Origin of the sequence: Turicibacter sanguinis (assembly GCF_013046825.1) — a bacterium.
Lineage (GTDB): Bacteria > Bacillota_I > Bacilli_A > MOL361 > Turicibacteraceae > Turicibacter > Turicibacter sanguinis.
The window spans coordinates 379146-396972 of record NZ_CP053187.1; the positions used below are offsets into that span (position 1 = coordinate 379146).

The following is a 17827-nucleotide window of genomic DNA, read 5'->3' on the forward strand; positions in this document are numbered from 1 at the left end:
ATTTCACATCCTCTTTCCTATTTAAGTTTTTTTTCCATTTCAATATCTGGGATAGCTCCAATAAGCGGTAATCCTAATTGACGTTCAACATCTGTTGGAATCTTCAAGGTACGATCTAAAAATTCTAATATAAATGCAAGCCCTACACTCACCATCATACCAAAAACACCTGCAATGGCCATATTCATGATTTTATTTGGTTTGACAGGACATTCAGGTACTTGGGCTGTATCAATGGTTGACACGTTGTCAATTTCCATAATGTTTTTAATTTCTTTTTTAAAAACATCCGCAATCGTATTTGTCAGTAAAGTAGCGGTCTCAGGATTTGTATCACTAACTTTAATTCGAATGATTTCGGTATCATTCACCTTAGAAACTGTAATCTTTTTTGATAATTCTTCAGCTGTTAAATCTAAATTTAATTGCTTTATCACAGCTTCAGAAATACTTCGACTCTTAATAATTTCACTATAAGTATTCACAAGTTTTTGGCTCATGGTTAAATCATTATAAGTCATAATACTTTCCTGATTTTGTTTATAACTAACTAATAACGTTGATGAGGATTCATAAACAGGTGATAAAATAAAAAAAACTAATAACCCCTGCTATAATGACAGAAGTTGCGGTAATACTACAAATCATTAACCAACGTTTTTTTAGGACATTAAAAATGTCTCGCAAATCAATTTCATATTCTGTATTTTCCATGTTCAACTCCCCTTCTTCATCCTTCTATTTATTAATTCGACTTCACACAAAAAACTATTTCTTCAAAAACAAAACCATTATAGCACCTTTTCTTTTCCCCCTTCGGTCATTTCACGACTTATTTCGACACATTCAAGAACGACCGATTCAGGCAACTTTTATTTATTCTATATTTTTCTAATGATAGCTATTTCAAACCTAAAACCAGATTTTTCTTATATTTATTTAAAATTAATTGATTCCTGATTTCATCGCATCGAGTAAAATCACAGATCAGTTTCATGTATTAAATTGATGGTATAAAAAAAAGCCATAGTGAAATCATTTTTTGACTTCACTATGACTTTTTTTGCAATCTCATTAAACTTAAATCGTATGAATCATTGACTATATATATCAGAAAAATCTTCTATTTGGCTATAAGCCTTCTATTGTTTCATGAATCATATCATGTTGATGACTTATCGTTTCACTATCCTTATAATAACCATAAATATTCTCATGAGCATCACTTGCTAACTTCACATAATCCTGTAATAGATACACCGGTTCATATCCTTTTTATTCTTTATTCTCCACTCACCATTAACTGAATCACCATTCCAAGAAGTAAAATGGCCGTCGTTCCAACCCCTGTTAACATATACTTCTCATGATCATTTTTCCAGTGATGGCGATGCTCCCGTTTTTTCTTTTCTCGCTTTTGGCGTTTCTTTTTCGACTTTTCATCCTCTTCCTCTAAATCCTCCTCCACCTCAACTTCTTCTACAACCTGCGTCAACGCATAAAAATGAATCGCCAAATCTAAACATAAATGATATCTCTTACGCGAAAAATTCATCTCAAGCGTCTTCTTAAGTTTCGCATAGCCCTCTTCACTCCAATGATTCACATCATAATCTAAAATCTCATAATTATGGCGCTGGAAGATAAGTGAATCATTTTTAACTAAATCGTAGCATGTGATTAAAAAGTCGGCATCGTCTGGACACAACGTCAAAACGTCCACCAACATGTTTCGCACTGTAAAAATACTGCGCTTCCTGATATTCACCTTAAATTCATTTAAAAAAGCTTCTTTCTCTTCAGGTAACATAAAAAGATTCCCCCTTTTCTATCTTTACAACCCTGACTCATCACATTCCTACAAACTAACTTTAGAAGTTATAAAATATTTTTATTTCAAACAAATTACAACGTCTTATATCTCATTTTATTCAAAAAACGATACCGAATATGACACATTCATCCAAAAACCTGTTATAAAAATAGTCTTTTTACGAAACACTACACATATATTAAGTCAAAAAGGAGAATAACGGTATGAAAAAACCTCCTAAAATAAAGCAAGTAGAAAGCTTTGTCGTGACTAAACGTCGCCACCATCCGCATCATCTCTTTAAAAATGCCCCTAAATCACCTTCGTACTTCGTCACCTTCGAAATTCAAGATGGAAGCCAACTCGAACTTGAAGTCCCATACGAATACTTTACCTTCTTTATAGAAGGAGATGAAGGAGTTCTTTACTACCAAGACCGTGCCTTCCTGTCCTTTGAAAGAACCAAAAGATTATAAAAAAACAGCCAAAATGGCTGTTTTTTATACTTTTGGAGTCCGTTCAAAAGAAACAAATAAGTGTCCTTGAAATTGTAATAATCCCTCATCTCCCTCAATCATATATCCATATTGATTGGAAGGAACACGAAGTTCCATCCGTTGTCCGGTTATAAATTCAAAAGTAACATCATATGTCGTAGAAGTTGAGTGATGTATATTGTCATTCATTGAATGATGATGCCTCGAAATATTCGTCCGATTCGCTACCACAATTCCCCCATTAGCGGATAAAACCTACTTTGCAGGATGGGGGCCCCGCACTTTCCGTTTGAATTGGCTTCGATTTATCCTTCGCATAATGAATACCTGAATAAATAAACATCCCAATTATGATACAAAAGATCATAATAAAAAATTACCCCATCCATTGAGGAGAGCTAAGACTCACTCTTCGAGTTTCGTACTTAGTTATCAACTAGTGAAAAAAATGGATCGTACATCAAAATTCCCCCTTACCTGATCTCACCCTTATAGCATCATCAGTATAAAAATATATTAAATAATGGAAAAACGAAGAAACATAAACAATTAAACATCTAATCATAAAAAAACAGCCAAATAGCTGTTTTTTTATTAAATTCTGCTCAGGAATTTGTTTTATTGGTGAAACCATACCTTTCACGCATCTAATACATTATATGGATTTTTCAGTTAAAAGATACCTGATTCGCTACATTTTTTTCAAAATACTATGATAATAAGGAACAAAAAGGTGATTCCTAGAAAGAATCACCTTTTAAATGTAACGAAACCTTATCCCCGCCTGTCACGCTACTAATATTATATGTAATACATTCCTGCATGATGTTTTTATCGTTTAAATAATCTCACAATTTGAATCATTAACGTTGGCATAAATCCAAGGATGTAGATGATTCCAAGTTGAGATAACGTAATGTCAGTGACCATAAATAATGAATTTAAAGCTGAATTTAATAAGATTAAATTTAATAGCCCAAATCCAATAACGAATGCCCCGATACTATACTTGTTAGTAAACAATCCAAGTTTGAAGATTGACTCACGTCCACGACAGTTAAATCCGTGGAATAAACGCGCTAAGCAAAGCGTTGCAAATGCAAGTGTTGCTGCCAATCCATGACTTTCCTGAAGTCCAATGAAGTAAGCAATCATCGTAAACACCGCAATTAAAGCCCCTTGCCATCCGATTTGAATCATGGTGTCTTTATCCAAAATCGATTCTTTTTGATGACGTGGTTTGTCCTGTAATAAATTACGCGTCGATTTCTCCATTCCAATCGCGATAGCTGGTAAACTATCTGTCACTAAGTTAATAAATAATAAATGCACTGAGTAAAAGGGTACCGGTAAAGCAAATAACGTTGCAAATAAGACGCATAAAATTCCCGAGAAATTCCCTGATAATAAATACTTGATTGTATTTTTAATATTGGCATAGACATTTCTACCCGTCATAATCGCCTTCACAATCGTTGCAAAATTATCATCCGTTAAAATCATAGAAGCGGCATCTTTTGAAACTTCTGTTCCGGTAATTCCCATCGCAATTCCGATATCAGCCGCTTTAAGTGCTGGCGCATCATTCACACCATCCCCTGTCATCGCGACTAAATGTCCAAGTTCTTGCCAAGCTTGTACAATACGAATTTTATGAGCCGGAGCAACACGCGCATACACTGAAATCTGTTCTAACTTTTCATGTAACTCGGCATCAGACATCGCATCGAGTTCGTTTCCATCTAAAACAAGATCCCCCTCTTGATAAATTCCAATTTGCTTAGCAATACTTTTTGCGGTTACTTTATGATCCCCTGTAATCATAATTGGCTTAATTCCAGCCTGTAAACAGTCCGCTACCGCCTCTGCACTTTCAACACGAGGAGGGTCCATTAATGAAATCAATCCAAGGAAGGTTAAATCGTACTCATCCTCAAGTGTTAGAGCCGAATCATCATGTGTTTTCATCGCAAATCCAAGTACTCGAAGTCCTTGCTCTGCAAACTGCTGATTCGTTTGTTCAATTTTCTCAATTTGTTCTGGTGTGAAATCAAAAATTCCATCTGGTGTTAAAACAGAGGTACAACGTTTGATTAATTCATCGGTTGCCCCTTTAACAAACATCGTATACTCGCCACCCACTACTTGAAGTGTACTCATCATTTTACGATCAGAATCAAATGGTAGTTCTGATAATCTCGTATATTCTTGACGTAAATCTAATTCATCCATTTGATATTTTTCAAGTAAATCAACTAAAGCAAGTTCTGTTGGATCTCCAATTCGCTGATCAGCTGTTGTCGTGGAATCATTACAAAGACCGCACGCTAAAATTAATAAGTGATCCGCTTCTTGATGTGGATTTAACCCATCTGCATCGACTAAATGATGGTTGACATAAACTTGCTGTGCAATCATTTTATTTTGGGTTAACGTTCCTGTTTTATCTGAACAAATCACAGACACTGACCCTAAACTTTCCACACTATTTAAATTTTTAATGATGGCATTTTCTTTCGCCATTTTTTGTGTCCCAATCGCTAAAACAATCGTTACAATGGATGCTAATGCTTCTGGTATTGCGGCAACCGCTAAAGCTACAGCAAACATCATGGCATCAAGCGTCGTTGCTCCTTGTAAATCGTTTAAAATATAAACAAAGATACAGATTCCAATAATGACGAATGATAACTTTTTACTGAAGTTATCTAAGTTACGTTGAAGCGGTGTTTTACGCGCCTCTGTTTCATTCATCATCGTGGCAATTTTACCAATCTCGGTCTCCATCCCAACGTTTGTGACAATCGCAGTTCCACGACCATAAGTCACAAGACCGCTCGAGAAAACCATATTAATTTGATCTCCAAGAGGACAATCTTGTTTCTCAATCATCGCTGTACTTTTATCAACACTCACCGATTCACCGGTTAGGGAGCTTTCATTAACTTGTAAACTGTAAGCTTCAATTAAGCGTGCATCAGCACTGACAACATCTCCCGCTTCAAGTAATAAAATATCCCCAATCGTTAATTCAGTCGATGGAATTTCTTGCTTGATTCCACCACGAATGACTTTTGCCTGCGGTGTCGATAAAGCTTTTAAGCTTTTTAAAGATTGACGTGCCTTAACTGTTTGCACGGTTCCTAAAATCGCATTTAATGAAATGACAACTAAAATAACGATGGCACTTTCTAAATGACCCGAAAGCATTGAAATAACAGCTGCCGCAATTAAGATTAGAACTAAAAGGTCCTTAAATTGCGAAATAAATACCATGAAGACAGATTCTTCTTTTTCCTCAAGCAATTGATTTGGCCCATATTGCTCAAGACGTTTAATCGCTTCTTCCTCACTTAAACCTAAATGAGATGTTCGATAGCGAGAACATACTTCTTCAATCCCTTGCTCATAAACCTTTTTCTCCACTTTAATTCCTCCTCGTATCCTAACATACACTGAATTTTAAAAGGACAAACCATCCCACTAATGGTGAAGAAGCCCTCACCCGTGCAAGGTTTTAAAGGTTAAACTTTTTATCCATCTCTTTTCAAGATCATCGCAACAATAAAATAATCATCCAACTGTTTGACTGAACCGATAAGTTCTATGCTTCTTTTTGGCGGCTCTTTTTTAAAATTAAAAGACCGATGACGGCACAGCCAAGTAATAAAAGAATCCATTTACCTGAATCATAATATCCCATGACGTTTTTCCATTCATCTGCTAACCAATAACCAAGCCCCATCAGTAACGTATTCCATACCGCAATTCCTAATGTTGAAGCAAGTAAAAAGGTACTGACACGTTGTTTCGTGATTCCTGCGATAAAGGAAATATAGGTTCTAAATAACGGAATGACACGTCCAAGTCCTACTGAATAAGTTGCATACTTTGCATAAAACTGACGTGTTGATTCAATTCCTTTTCGTGTACTCGGATACTTTTTCATCATTCGATCGATCACTGCGTTTCCACCTGTATATCCGATACTATAACAAATCATTGAGCCTATTAAACCAGCCATAATACTGATTAAAATCGCAAGCATAATTGAATCTCCACTTGCTAAAACCATGGCTCCTGACAGTGGTAGAATCACTTCACTTGGAAGTGGGAGACACGCATATTCTAAAATTATAAATAAAAACATGGCGACGAGTCCGTACTGCGTCATAAATTCAATCATTAAATCCACTCTTGGTTCACTCACCCTTCTTAAATGTATAACCGTTTCTCTTAATCATATTGAGGATGAGAATTCTTTATTACCAGTTTATTTCGATGTTTGCTGTGAGATGGATAACATGAGAACTCGTATTTTTGGCAACAAAAAAACGAGCCTCATTAAAAGCTTAACTCCTTTTAATAAAGCTCGTTTAAATTTGATTGACGATACAAATCAAGCAAAAAATAGTATGAGCCTTATTAAAAGTCCGATTACTTCTAATAAGTCTCGTTTAATGAAGTCGTTAGCAAAATCATAAAAAGATGAATTAAGCTACGTCCTTCACGACATGACCAGAGGAACTACCCTACTATCATTTAGTATTGCCCAAGTACTTGATTGTTAACATAAATCAAATACAAGGGACCTCCTCGCGATTGTTGACCATGTCTCACCAAAATCAACATTTGGTGTGAACTACTCCCTTATTTATAACTAATATAACATCAATTTATTATTTTGTGAACCCCCATTTTGAATTTTTCCCATATATTTCTGTCAGTGATTGAAGTAGAAATTTAAACCCTCATCTTTTTTGTGCACGATCGGCGACACGATTAATAGGATGCATAGCTATAGCTACAGGTTTTCATCTATTATTTAAATTGAAGAGGTTGTAAACTTATTATTACCACGCTGTCTTGATTTTTCTAAGTTGTTCGTTGCCAACTTAATTTGTTGATCGATTGCCTCTTCTGAATCTAGGATGCCGCTGCTAATCCCTGCACTAATCGTCAAACGTCTATCTTTTAAATCGGTTGAATTTTCAATATTTAAATCGTAGATTGTTTGCATTAAATGCATTAAATTAGGAACAAATGCCTCCTTTGAATGATACGACACAATAATAAATTGATTGCCCAAATGACGTGAAATATATTCATTTTCAAAAATCTCTTTAATACAATTTACCAAAGTTTTTAAGGCGGTCTACCTGATTAATCATCGATCACGAAAATGTTTAGGTTGGAAAACTTCATCCGAATTATTTCATGAGCAAGTGTCGCACTTATATTGATAATTCATCATAAAAAAAGATTTTTGTAGTTGATTTATCCATACTTTTATACAGTAAAGGTATTACATCCTCTTTGTCTTGAAACTTCTAAATGGTGTGACGCTACTTTAATATAGTGATCGATATCCTGCTTAGAGTGAATGATGCCGCTACTTAATCCTGCACTAACCGTCATTCGCCTATGCTCTAAAACAAGTGTATTGATAATATTCAAGTCATATATCATCTGTAAAAGTTTTTTTACTTTAAGAACACAATTTTCTTTAGAGTCAGTGGAAACAATAATAAAGAAATGCCCCGAATGACGGGCAATATACTCTTGAGTAAAGGTGTTTTTAATTTGATTCGACAATATTCTAATAATATGATCGCCATTTAAGTATCCGTAAACTTCATTATATCGCTTTAAATCATCATACTGAACAACGGTAAACGTCAATTCTTGCCCGAAATATTTTTCTAATCTGTTATATAGAGCAGACTTCGTTAAAGTATGGGTCAAAGAATCAAAATCTTTTTGAGCTTCGACTTCCGTCACTAAATCTAGTATTCTCTTTTTATGATTGGATATTAAATACACAATCGACCCTATGCCCATTGTTGTGATTGATATCATAAAGAATAAAACAATCCTTTTGCTTACATTTCGATTTTGTCTCTCTTCTTTCGTTTTAAGATAAATCTCATTTAAATCAATAAGGTCATCATCAAGTAATTCATTATCAACAATCTGAGCACGACTCTTCATCGCATCATAAGCCAATGAATAATGATTAAGCTTTAAACTTTGATTGACAATTTCATCTAACAAACTAATTTTACTAATGAAATATATGTCAGAAGATGCAATTTTTTTATACAAGTCAATATACTGCTCAATGATTTGATCACTTTTTTCACCTTTTAAGACCAAAATATCTAAGTCTATTTTTTGTATCCAATAGTTTAACATCGCATGGAGACTTGTCTCATTTTTTTCGTAAATAACTCGTGCTCGATTAAGATAAATCTTTGCAATCTCTGGTTTATTTTCAAAAACTGACAATTCTGCTTGTAATAATTCTACCCAAAACTGTAACCAAATTTCGTGATCCGTCATCGAATTTTTAACACTCTCGATGTGTTGATTCAAAAATTCAATGGCATGATCATATCCATAAACCACTCGTAAAGATTTAGCTAGCTGCTCAAAATAAGTGATTAAATCAAGATCTCCCCATGTTAGCAAACAGGGATATAGCGTTTCAACTGCTTCTTCATAATTTTTATTTAAAAAATAGGCGTTTCCTAATTCAATTGTAATCGCTCGCTGGAGATTTTTATAATCGTTCCAAACAGATACTTCAAAAGCATCTAACAGATAGTTAATGCTTTTACTATATTGGCCAGAGAACAAATAAATTTTAGCTAATAACCTTAAATTTTGAATTTCTTGAAATGGTTCTTGTTTTTTAGTTTTATTAGACTCCAATATTTTTATAATTTGTGCTTTGTAATCTTTTGTAACATCTAAGGCCTGTGAGAATCGATAATTCAAACTCATCACTTCCGCTTCATCGTCTTTAAAAGCTTGAAGCGCCAAATTATAATACTCAAATCCTTTTTCGATTTTCCCTTGATGAATCGCATTAAAGCTTAACTCTCGATAGACCATTCCACATAAGGTATCACAATGCATGCTATCTATACTTAATGCTCGATAATAATAATCATTTGATTGATTATAATCTTCATTTAATGATTCAATATAACCTAAAGAAAAATAGCTGTGTTTTAGCGCGTCACGGTGTTCGGTTCCTTCAACTTCTTGTTGAATTTTATCCTTATAAAATTTAAGATTATTTTTTAAATCATCTTCCTGAATTGTCCCTATTTTATTCAAAAAATCTTTCGTCATAGGAGGTAATGTTAAATAATCAACAGCTAAACCTATACATATGACAGTCACGATAATAAAAAAAATTAATATTGCCTTGAAAGATTTTGACTTCAAAACCATCTCTCCCCTATTCAAACCCAATCCAATTCACTTCTATCACAAAGGTATCATATTTTCCTACAATATAACAATATTTTCAACAATTATACACAAAAATCCTGATAAATTTTTATCAGGATTTTTTTATTTCATTCGAATACAGCGTCTACCTTCACGATAATAAAGACCATAACAACGATTACATGAGACACACTTTGATTTGTGGCCTGCTTTTAATTGTCTAACCAGATTTGGTTCACAAATAAAAGGACGGCAAAATGAAATCATGTCGATTCCATTTTGCAAAACGTGCTCAATATCAGATAAGGTTCGAATTCCTCCCACTAAGATTAATGGAACAGTTGTTAATTCTGCTAGTCTTGAGGCACGTTCTAAATAGTAATTGTGATCGGTATATTTTTTCTTGCCAAAGTCGCATCCGCTTAGTTCGACTGCTTCCACTCCTAGAGTTTCAAGTTCATTGAGCATATAAAGTAAATCTGATTCATACGCTTCGTCATTTAGTTCAACATTACTATTGATTTTTATAAATATTGGATAATTTTCTCCGCAAGCTTGTTTGATTCCTAATATGATTTCGCGTGGGAACCTGAATCTATTTTCCACGCTCCCACCATACTCATCCTGTCTTAAATTATGTTGGGGCGTAATGAATTCACTTAATAGATAACCGTGAGCCATATGAACCTGTACGCCATCAAATCCCGCTTCTTTTGCGCGTTTTGCGGCATCAATAAAAGCGTGGCGAATGCTTTTCAACCCTTCATGCGTTAATGCCAAAGAAGGCGTATCTCCCCGTAGCCATAATTCTGAAGGTCCAACTGGTTGTGCTACCCTTGCTTTTGCTCCTGCATGCGCAAGTTGTGCAATAAACTTACTATCATACTGGTGAACAGCGTCGACGACTTCTTTTAACCTTGGAATAACAGCATCACAATCAATGGCATTTTGATCCTCACTCGCACGTCCTTCTTTCGAAACATAAAGATGTCCCGTCATAATTAAACCCACCTGGTTTTTCGCTAATTCCTCATATATTTCTAACTGTTTATCACTCATCAATCCATTACATTCTTGAGCATAATCGTGTGTGGCGGAGCGCACAAAACGATTGATTAATGATAAGTTTTTTAACTCCAATGCTTTAAATGGACTCATCGAAATCCCTCCCGTTAATTCTCACATCTCTAATTACTACTGTAGTCTATTTTAAACACACAAACAACCCTTCAAATAATATCCCATGGTTAAAAATAAAGAAAAGCTATGAGCCTTTTTACTACATAGCTTTAATATGATCTGTGAAATGGATGATCCCTTTCTTCAAGAGGAAACCTAGCTTCGCTAGGATAGGCCCCCCCATTCTTTTTTAGACTGTCACCTTATTTGATCCACGTTTTTTAGATAACTCTAATTTATAAGTCGCATCATTAATATGTTGATCAACCTGTAATTTGGTTAATACTTTACCAGTCGATAATCCTGCACTAATCGTCACACGTCCATCGACTAGATTAGATGTATTCTCTATATTTTCATCATACATCTTTTCTAATAAATACTCCAATTTCAATAAACAAGCTGAACGATCATTAGGTGAAACGACAATAAAATGATGCCCTGCATGTCTTGCCACATAAGCCTCCGGGAAAGTTGTCTTAATTAACTGAGCTAGCTTTTGAAGCACCCTATCTCCAGTTAGATAACCATATACCTCATTATAACGTTTAAAATCATCAATATTAATCACCATAAAATTCAATAAATCATCTTGACCCATATGAACTTCAAGACAGTCATACAACGCTTCTTTCGTTAAGGTGTTCGTTAATGTATCCACATCTTGCTTCGCTTTAATCTCATTCGATAAAGCTTTAATTCGAGATTGCTTCTTGAAAATAATACAAATAAGAACTCCTACACCCCCAACCAATAGGGTACCTATTATACTCACGATTAATTTCATCATGATCTGATTTTGTTTAATCTGATCTAATATCATCTCATAAAATTCACTAATATTAAAGGAATCATTTTTAATATCAGTACTTTTAAAATTGCATAATCTTTCATTTAGATATTGATATCCTAATTCATAATTATTAATCTCAATACTCTGTTTAACCACCTGCTCCAATAAATTGATCTTAGCTGTGACATAAATTTCTGAATCAACAATTTCTTTATATAATTGGTCATATCTATCTGCAATTTCTTGATTTCTTATTCCAGTTTGCACTAAATAATCTAATTCAACTTTCTCTTTCCAAAGATACAATGTTGTCTCTTGCAACTCCTCGTTACTTGTATAAACTTTATCCAAGTGTTGAATAAGGTCATTTGCTTCTGCAACTTTTCCTTCATTAATTGCTAAACTAGCACGAATCCATGTATACCAAAAGTCTAACCATTCTGATGATTCAACAGATAATTGACTCACATAATCATTCAAAAATTCAATTGCTTTATCGTATCCCTGAACCACTCGATAAGATTCTACAAGCTGAGGAATATATGAGATAAAATCGTCTTTTTTGTTTCTTGGAAAAAGACTTTCTAAAATTGAAATAGCTTGTTCATAATCCCCATTTAAAAAATAAGCTTGTCCTAGCTTAATTGAAACTTCCTCTTGAATAATTTTATAATCATTCCATACACTCACCTTATATGCATCCAGTAAGTACATGATACTCTTTTCATAATATCCACTAAGCAGATAAACATTAGTTAATAAGCGATGAGCTTCTAAATAATCATACTCATTCACATTTTTATCTATCACAAATTCTAGTAGTGGGATACTAGACTGAGGATTACTAGAAAACTCAACGATTCCTTGAGAAAAACGTCGATAAAGACTTGATTTAAGTTTTATCATATAAAATTTTGAAACATTTTTTTCTGCTAATTCAAAATAATAATTAGCACTTTCTTCATCGTTTAAAGCTAGGGCATTATAAGCCAACTCTTTGTATAAATTAATACAAATAGTTGAACTTGAATCTTCCCCAATACTTAAGGCTTTTAAATAATAATGAGTTGATTCTTCAAAATTCCCATCTAAAGCCTCTAAAAAGCCAAGTGCATAAAATCCTTTTTGAAGATCTGATCGCCTTGTCATCTGTGATAATTCAGCTAAAATCTGAGACTTGTATTCCTCGACTTGATTTTCTTCCCATGAATAAATAGAAAAATGATCAATTTGATTAACGACTTCCTTTGTAACTGTTGAACGGTTCCATTCTATCAGCATAAAGACAAAACATAAGCATAAAAGTGCAGTCATTATTTTAATTGATCCCTTTAAATATTTTATCTTCAATCAAACACCCCCTTCTCAAATGTCAACAATCCCATGAGCACATCACACCTAGCTTCGCTAGGATGGGGACATTTTAAATTCTAATGATACTGATCTATAAAAAGATGCACATGGAGTTAAAAATTGACATGAACTTAAGTCTCATTGCTTTCCTCCCCTAATAAATCAGATTTCAAATGATTTAATTCCATATTGCCTGTTATATTTATTACAAAATTATACAAAAAACATCTTTTATTATCTTAACATTTCTAACAAAATACATCAATATGTGTTCCTAATTTATTCCATTTTAACATCAATATGGATACTTTTTTAAAAAAATCGGGTAAATGATTACATTAAGCCGATTTTATCCATTATTGTGGCTTTTCTAATGTAATTGAAAATACAAATTGATGTCGACACTCATCATAATCAAAATATGTACTTCCATTATACTTAGCCACAGCACGTTTAATATTTTCAACTCCATAACCATGCTGACCCTTTTGAATCTTTGTACTTTTCAATTTCCCCTTCGAAATAATAGGGGCCACATCGCAACTATTCACCACTTTGATGATGACATACGTCTGATTAAAAGACGACATCGTAAATTGAATTTCCTTTTGTTCACTTTTCTCACAACTCTCAATCGCATTATCAAGCATATTCGTCAAAATAATCGTCATCTCTTTAAAATCCACAAAATCTAGTGACACGTGTTCAATCCGTTTCGTAAAGGTAATGCCTATTTTCTTCATCTGAGAAATCTTATCATTCAAAATAATATCTACCAATCGATTTCCCGTAATCACAATCGACGACAACTGATTCAAATCTTCATAAACACTATCAATATAATGACTTGCCTCTTCCGGTGTCTGTTGATTAATAAAACCTTTTATACAAATAAGATGATTTTTAATATCATGAGCTAGCTGATTAATTTGATCATTCTTTCTTAATAGTACCTTGTTGTGCTCGATAATCATCCGATTTTGTTCACGTTCGTTCTCAATTTCCTTTGATTTCATGTACTTAAATGTTGCAATCCCACCTAATATAGCGATGATAAATGAAGCACACGCAATTCCTATTGCAACATGAATCTGGGTTTCAAAATTTTGTTCAAAAGCCTTAAATTCAGACATTGTTTGCCGATAAAAATCTTTCATGGGGGTACTAGTTAACACAACTAAATCATACGGAGCATACAACTCAGCATATAACATATCCTGATTGTCATTGTTTTGAACATAACCAAAATAAGTTCCATTATCCTTTAGCCCCCCTAGCATTTCTTCTAAAACATAACGTCCCCTATCATCTTGATAGGTTGTATTAATATAGCATCCTTGTCTTGCACAACTTGGTGAGACACTTATCCCTTGAATGACTTTAGCAAATTTATCTCCACCTTTATAATCAACAATTTCGATTAAGGTGTAAATCGATGTTAAATTAGGATTTTCGTCGAACGCGTCTTTTAACATTCCTTTATACATTGTCTTTAAATCGGAATCTGAAATCCCAATAATTACAATATACCGATCCTCTCCCACCATATGCTGCCTCCATAGTGCAAGATCAAAGAATAAATCACTATACAGGATATCCTGTGCAAGTATCATATTATTTTGTTTAAATTCAGCTACCACGGTTTGATGGTGTTGATCGTAGACCCTAATTTGTAAATCTTTGTAGACAGAAGTTAAAAAAATAAACATCTCCATAATATCCTTGTCTTGTTCAGATTTTTCAATGATATATTCATGGAGGATTGAATCGACAACATTTAACGATTTATTATAATCTTCAATCAGATAATCAAAATCAATATTCACTCTAATCATCAACTCATTAACATCATTTTTCAATTTACTTTGTTCCACTTCAATTAAAGATTGCGTTAAACAATTAATATTGTTTTGATAAGCCACCTGCATAATCCTAATATAAATCCATATTAAACCAAAAACGACGATCCCAATAATAAGAATAGCATTAAGGTAAATTCGCTTTTCCGAGTTGTTTTTTTGCATTCTTATCATCCTTTCTAAATAAAAAAAACGCCCATTGCTCTCAAGGGGCGTTTTTATTAAAGTTGACTAATATAACGAACAAAACTCGTTTTAAAACCTTTATATTTCCTTAATGACATATAAACTTCTTCACCTGTTGTCAATGTCACTTTATCCCGAGCAACTAATTTTACATATTTTAAATTTACTAAATAACTTGAATGGGTATATTCAAAATGATGAATCGCTAAACGATGATACCAACTATTTAAATTATAGCTACTTGTATAGATTGCTTCAGGTGTATGAATTAAAACTTTTCGACCTGATATTTCTAAATATGTGATATCCTCAATTAATACTTTCTCTAATGCCCTTTCACTACGAGCAGAAATATATTTTTTTGCAGTATTTAATTCTTCAATTAAGGAAGTCAACGCTTCAGTTAATTCATCCTGCTTTAACGGTTTGATTAAAAATCTTGATGCCATGACCTTATATCCTTCTGGCCAATAATGTTCATAAGCTGTAACAAAAATGATTTTACTTTTAGGACACGTTTTTCTAATTTCTTTGGCCACTTCTATCCCATTAATCCTAGGCATCTCAACATCTAGAAAGATGACATCATATTCAAAATAATTTTTTTCTAAAAAATCTTCACCACATTCAAAATAATCAATCTCAAACTTAATTCTACACTCACTTCCATAAGCCTTTAAACTGTCAATTAACTCAACTGCTTGAATTCGCGAATCTTCACAAATTGCAATTTTATACATTATTTCACCACCATTAATCCGCAAACTCTCCTAAGTTAACATTTTAACAAGCAAACTATACCTAATCCAAGTTTAAATCGTCAACCTATTTTTTCCTTTTTCTTTTGAGATTAAGACTAAATCCTGTGCTTTTTTTAGATATTTATCTAAATTAATCGATGAATCTAAATTACCACAAACAATTCCCACACTTAACGTCATACGTAAATCTCTTAAATTCGTCACATGTTCAATATTTAAAGCATATGTTTTATCAATCAATTGTTGTGCACGCTGTGCTGCTCTCATTTTATCATCTTGTGTCACAATAATAAACTGTTGTCCATTATGTCTCGTCAACAATCCTTCTTTAAACTCACTCTTAATTAACTCAAATACTTGCTCAATCACCTGATCTCCAGCAATATATCCATATGTCTCATTGAACTTTTTAAAATTATCTAAATCAACAACAAAAACACTTCCATTTGGATATTTCTCCGAGCATTGATCATATAACTGTTGTAACGTTAAAGCTTCCATCTCTTTATCAGGTAAGTCTTGTTTTTTAGAACGTAAACTTTTTCGTTTTTTATTATAACAAACAAACAAAATCGTTGCGAGTAATCCCCCAACAAGAATCCATCTGCCTATTATTAAGGATGGATTCTTATCGTCAACTTTATCACTCATCGTATTTTTAAGATTTTCTTCAATCAAATTAATTTGAATCAAACTTTCTGATTTTAATGGGGTAGGGATTTGACTTGCAAAGTAAAAAGCTTGTTCATAATTTTCTAACTCAAGATTTTTTTGAATGATATCCTTTAACAATAAAATTCTTAATACCGAATCAATATCCCCTTTCATTACCTCTTCATAAAAATCTGTATAAAAATCAAGCAGTTCTTGCCCCTCGAACTTAATGTCACCATAGAGCTTATTTTTAAAAACATTTAGAGACTGAATTTCATAGTTCCCCTCCGCCTCAAATTCGGCTGCCAATAATTGTTCTAATGCTTTTTCCTTTTGTCCATCCTCAATATATAACTTGGCTCTAATGAGTGACTTGTAACCCTCTTCATACTCACTCTCTTCTAATACTGAGTTAACTCTTTCATCTTCAATCAACTCTAAGGCTTTCTCAATCCCGTGCTCGTTAGCAATACTATAAATATACGGCCCGAACATATAAAAAGGAATTTCCTCTTGCCTTGCCACAATTAAATCTTCATAGATCGAAATCACATTCGTATAAGATTCATTGACATACTCATTAATAACTAAACTACTAATGCCACAACTTAGTAAGTCTTCATAGCCATAAGTTTGAGCCAGTGTGATAGCTTTTAGGGCATACTGATTCGATAAATCTATCTGTAAAGTTCCTAAATAAAGATTCTTTAAGATTAAGCAACTCATAATATTTTGATAAACATCTGAACTAAGTTCTATAGACTCTTGTAATAATTGGACTGCTTGATCAGTATTCACAAGTAGATTAATGTAATCTTTAGCTCGCATCTGATAAATCAGCGATAACAACTGATCATTCTCACTCTCAATAGCAAAAGATTTAGCGTATTCAAAATACTCATCTGATTTAGGATTATTCTCAAGATATAAATAATTTTTAGAAATCCCCATCAATACGATTGCTTCTACTTCTTCAGGTTGATTTTTTCCAATAGATAATTCCTTTACAAAGTAATTATTTGATTCTTCATACTCTCCTTGATAAAAGTTCACATATGCTAGATAAGAATAAGCTTTTTTTAATTCATTCCGATTTTTACTGTCATCGAGCCTCTCAATGACCTCTTTCTCATAGCTTACTAACACATCTGGGGTTAGACTCATGAGCTGATGATCTAAATTCTCAATAAACTCACTTAACTCTAACGATTCTGTTGTTTCCTTATGATGAATACCGATTCCAACGAGTGTTCCCAAAAGGAGAAGGACGAATAAAATCCTCTGCAAAATGATCCACCTCAATATATAAATTTTAGACAACCATCCCCTGTTGTCTACGTCTCTTAGCTTCTAAAAAGTTAGCACTAAATAAATAGGTCTTTTAAAATTGTAAGTTATGATTTAAAAGATAGTTTATCAAAATAAACACCTAAAATGTAACTCCCTACTCTGCTACAATAAATTATATTCCCCACCATCATATCACCATA

General features: G+C 33.3%; 16 protein-coding genes. 2 read left to right on the forward strand and 14 right to left on the reverse strand.

What is annotated here, in order from left to right:
* Positions 1 to 17: 17 nt before the first annotated feature.
* From HLK68_RS02010 to HLK68_RS02015, 4 genes are all read right to left on the reverse strand, one after another.
* The gene (locus HLK68_RS02010; RefSeq protein ID WP_238843648.1) at positions 18 to 590 is read right to left on the reverse strand and encodes a YveK family protein; all 573 of its coding nucleotides are present in this window, start codon (positions 588 to 590) and stop codon (positions 18 to 20) included.
* A complete protein-coding gene (locus tag HLK68_RS14545; RefSeq protein ID WP_238843625.1) occupies positions 571 to 714 on the reverse strand; it encodes a Wzz/FepE/Etk N-terminal domain-containing protein in 144 nt (47 codons plus the stop codon). The genes HLK68_RS02010 and HLK68_RS14545 overlap by 20 nt, the downstream gene beginning before the upstream one ends.
* A 417-nt stretch (positions 715 to 1131) precedes the next feature.
* Positions 1132 to 1260, reverse strand: a complete 129-nt coding sequence (locus HLK68_RS14650; RefSeq protein WP_262942105.1) for a hypothetical protein — start codon at positions 1258 to 1260, stop codon at positions 1132 to 1134.
* A gap of 22 nt (positions 1261 to 1282) precedes the next feature.
* Entirely contained in the window at positions 1283 to 1810 is a 528-nt protein-coding gene (locus HLK68_RS02015; RefSeq protein ID WP_055163707.1) for a hypothetical protein, read from the reverse strand.
* Between the two features lie 227 nt (positions 1811 to 2037).
* Between HLK68_RS02015 and HLK68_RS02020 the strand changes: the two genes are divergently transcribed.
* Positions 2038 to 2289 (forward strand): DUF2500 family protein, encoded by a 252-nt coding sequence (locus HLK68_RS02020; protein WP_055163710.1) that lies wholly within the window; start codon positions 2038 to 2040, stop codon positions 2287 to 2289.
* Positions 2290 to 2313: 24 nt separating this feature from the next.
* Here HLK68_RS02020 and HLK68_RS02025 read toward each other — a convergent pair whose 3' ends face one another.
* The 3 genes from HLK68_RS02025 to HLK68_RS02035 all read right to left on the reverse strand — a co-directional run bounded on the left by HLK68_RS02025 (position 2314) and on the right by HLK68_RS02035 (position 6496).
* The gene (locus tag HLK68_RS02025) at positions 2314 to 2541 is read right to left on the reverse strand and encodes a DUF2500 domain-containing protein (protein ID WP_055163713.1); all 228 of its coding nucleotides are present in this window, start codon (positions 2539 to 2541) and stop codon (positions 2314 to 2316) included.
* Positions 2542 to 3141: 600 nt separating this feature from the next.
* Entirely contained in the window at positions 3142 to 5736 is a 2595-nt protein-coding gene (locus tag HLK68_RS02030) for a cation-translocating P-type ATPase (protein ID WP_132942837.1), read from the reverse strand.
* A 178-nt stretch (positions 5737 to 5914) separates the two neighbouring features.
* Complete coding sequence (locus HLK68_RS02035) at positions 5915 to 6496, reverse strand: DedA family protein (RefSeq protein ID WP_155062366.1); 582 nt, start codon at positions 6494 to 6496, stop codon at positions 5915 to 5917.
* 118 nt (positions 6497 to 6614) lie between these two features.
* Between HLK68_RS02035 and HLK68_RS02040 the strand changes: the two genes are divergently transcribed.
* A complete protein-coding gene (locus tag HLK68_RS02040; protein WP_039930849.1) occupies positions 6615 to 6794 on the forward strand; it encodes a hypothetical protein in 180 nt (59 codons plus the stop codon).
* A 341-nt stretch (positions 6795 to 7135) separates the two neighbouring features.
* On the opposite strand, the gene HLK68_RS02045 is transcribed toward HLK68_RS02040, so the two are convergent.
* The 7 genes from HLK68_RS02045 to HLK68_RS02075 all read right to left on the reverse strand — a co-directional run bounded on the left by HLK68_RS02045 (position 7136) and on the right by HLK68_RS02075 (position 17624).
* Positions 7136 to 7450: a diguanylate cyclase domain-containing protein gene (locus tag HLK68_RS02045; RefSeq protein WP_132942836.1), complete on the reverse strand. Its 315-nt coding sequence runs from the start codon at positions 7448 to 7450 to the stop codon at positions 7136 to 7138.
* A gap of 149 nt (positions 7451 to 7599) precedes the next feature.
* The gene (locus tag HLK68_RS02050) at positions 7600 to 9552 is read right to left on the reverse strand and encodes a GGDEF domain-containing protein (RefSeq protein ID WP_132942835.1); all 1953 of its coding nucleotides are present in this window, start codon (positions 9550 to 9552) and stop codon (positions 7600 to 7602) included.
* A gap of 123 nt (positions 9553 to 9675) precedes the next feature.
* Positions 9676 to 10710, reverse strand: a complete 1035-nt coding sequence (locus HLK68_RS02055; RefSeq protein WP_132942834.1) for an oxidoreductase — start codon at positions 10708 to 10710, stop codon at positions 9676 to 9678.
* 211 nt (positions 10711 to 10921) lie between these two features.
* Positions 10922 to 12874 (reverse strand): tetratricopeptide repeat-containing diguanylate cyclase, encoded by a 1953-nt coding sequence (locus tag HLK68_RS02060; RefSeq protein ID WP_132942833.1) that lies wholly within the window; start codon positions 12872 to 12874, stop codon positions 10922 to 10924.
* A gap of 359 nt (positions 12875 to 13233) precedes the next feature.
* Entirely contained in the window at positions 13234 to 14901 is a 1668-nt protein-coding gene (locus tag HLK68_RS02065) for a sensor histidine kinase (RefSeq protein WP_132942832.1), read from the reverse strand.
* A gap of 56 nt (positions 14902 to 14957) precedes the next feature.
* Positions 14958 to 15662 (reverse strand): LytR/AlgR family response regulator transcription factor, encoded by a 705-nt coding sequence (locus HLK68_RS02070; protein WP_132942831.1) that lies wholly within the window; start codon positions 15660 to 15662, stop codon positions 14958 to 14960.
* A 72-nt stretch (positions 15663 to 15734) separates the two neighbouring features.
* Positions 15735 to 17624, reverse strand: a complete 1890-nt coding sequence (locus tag HLK68_RS02075) for a GGDEF domain-containing protein (protein ID WP_132942830.1) — start codon at positions 17622 to 17624, stop codon at positions 15735 to 15737.
* Positions 17625 to 17827: the final 203 nt, after the last annotated feature.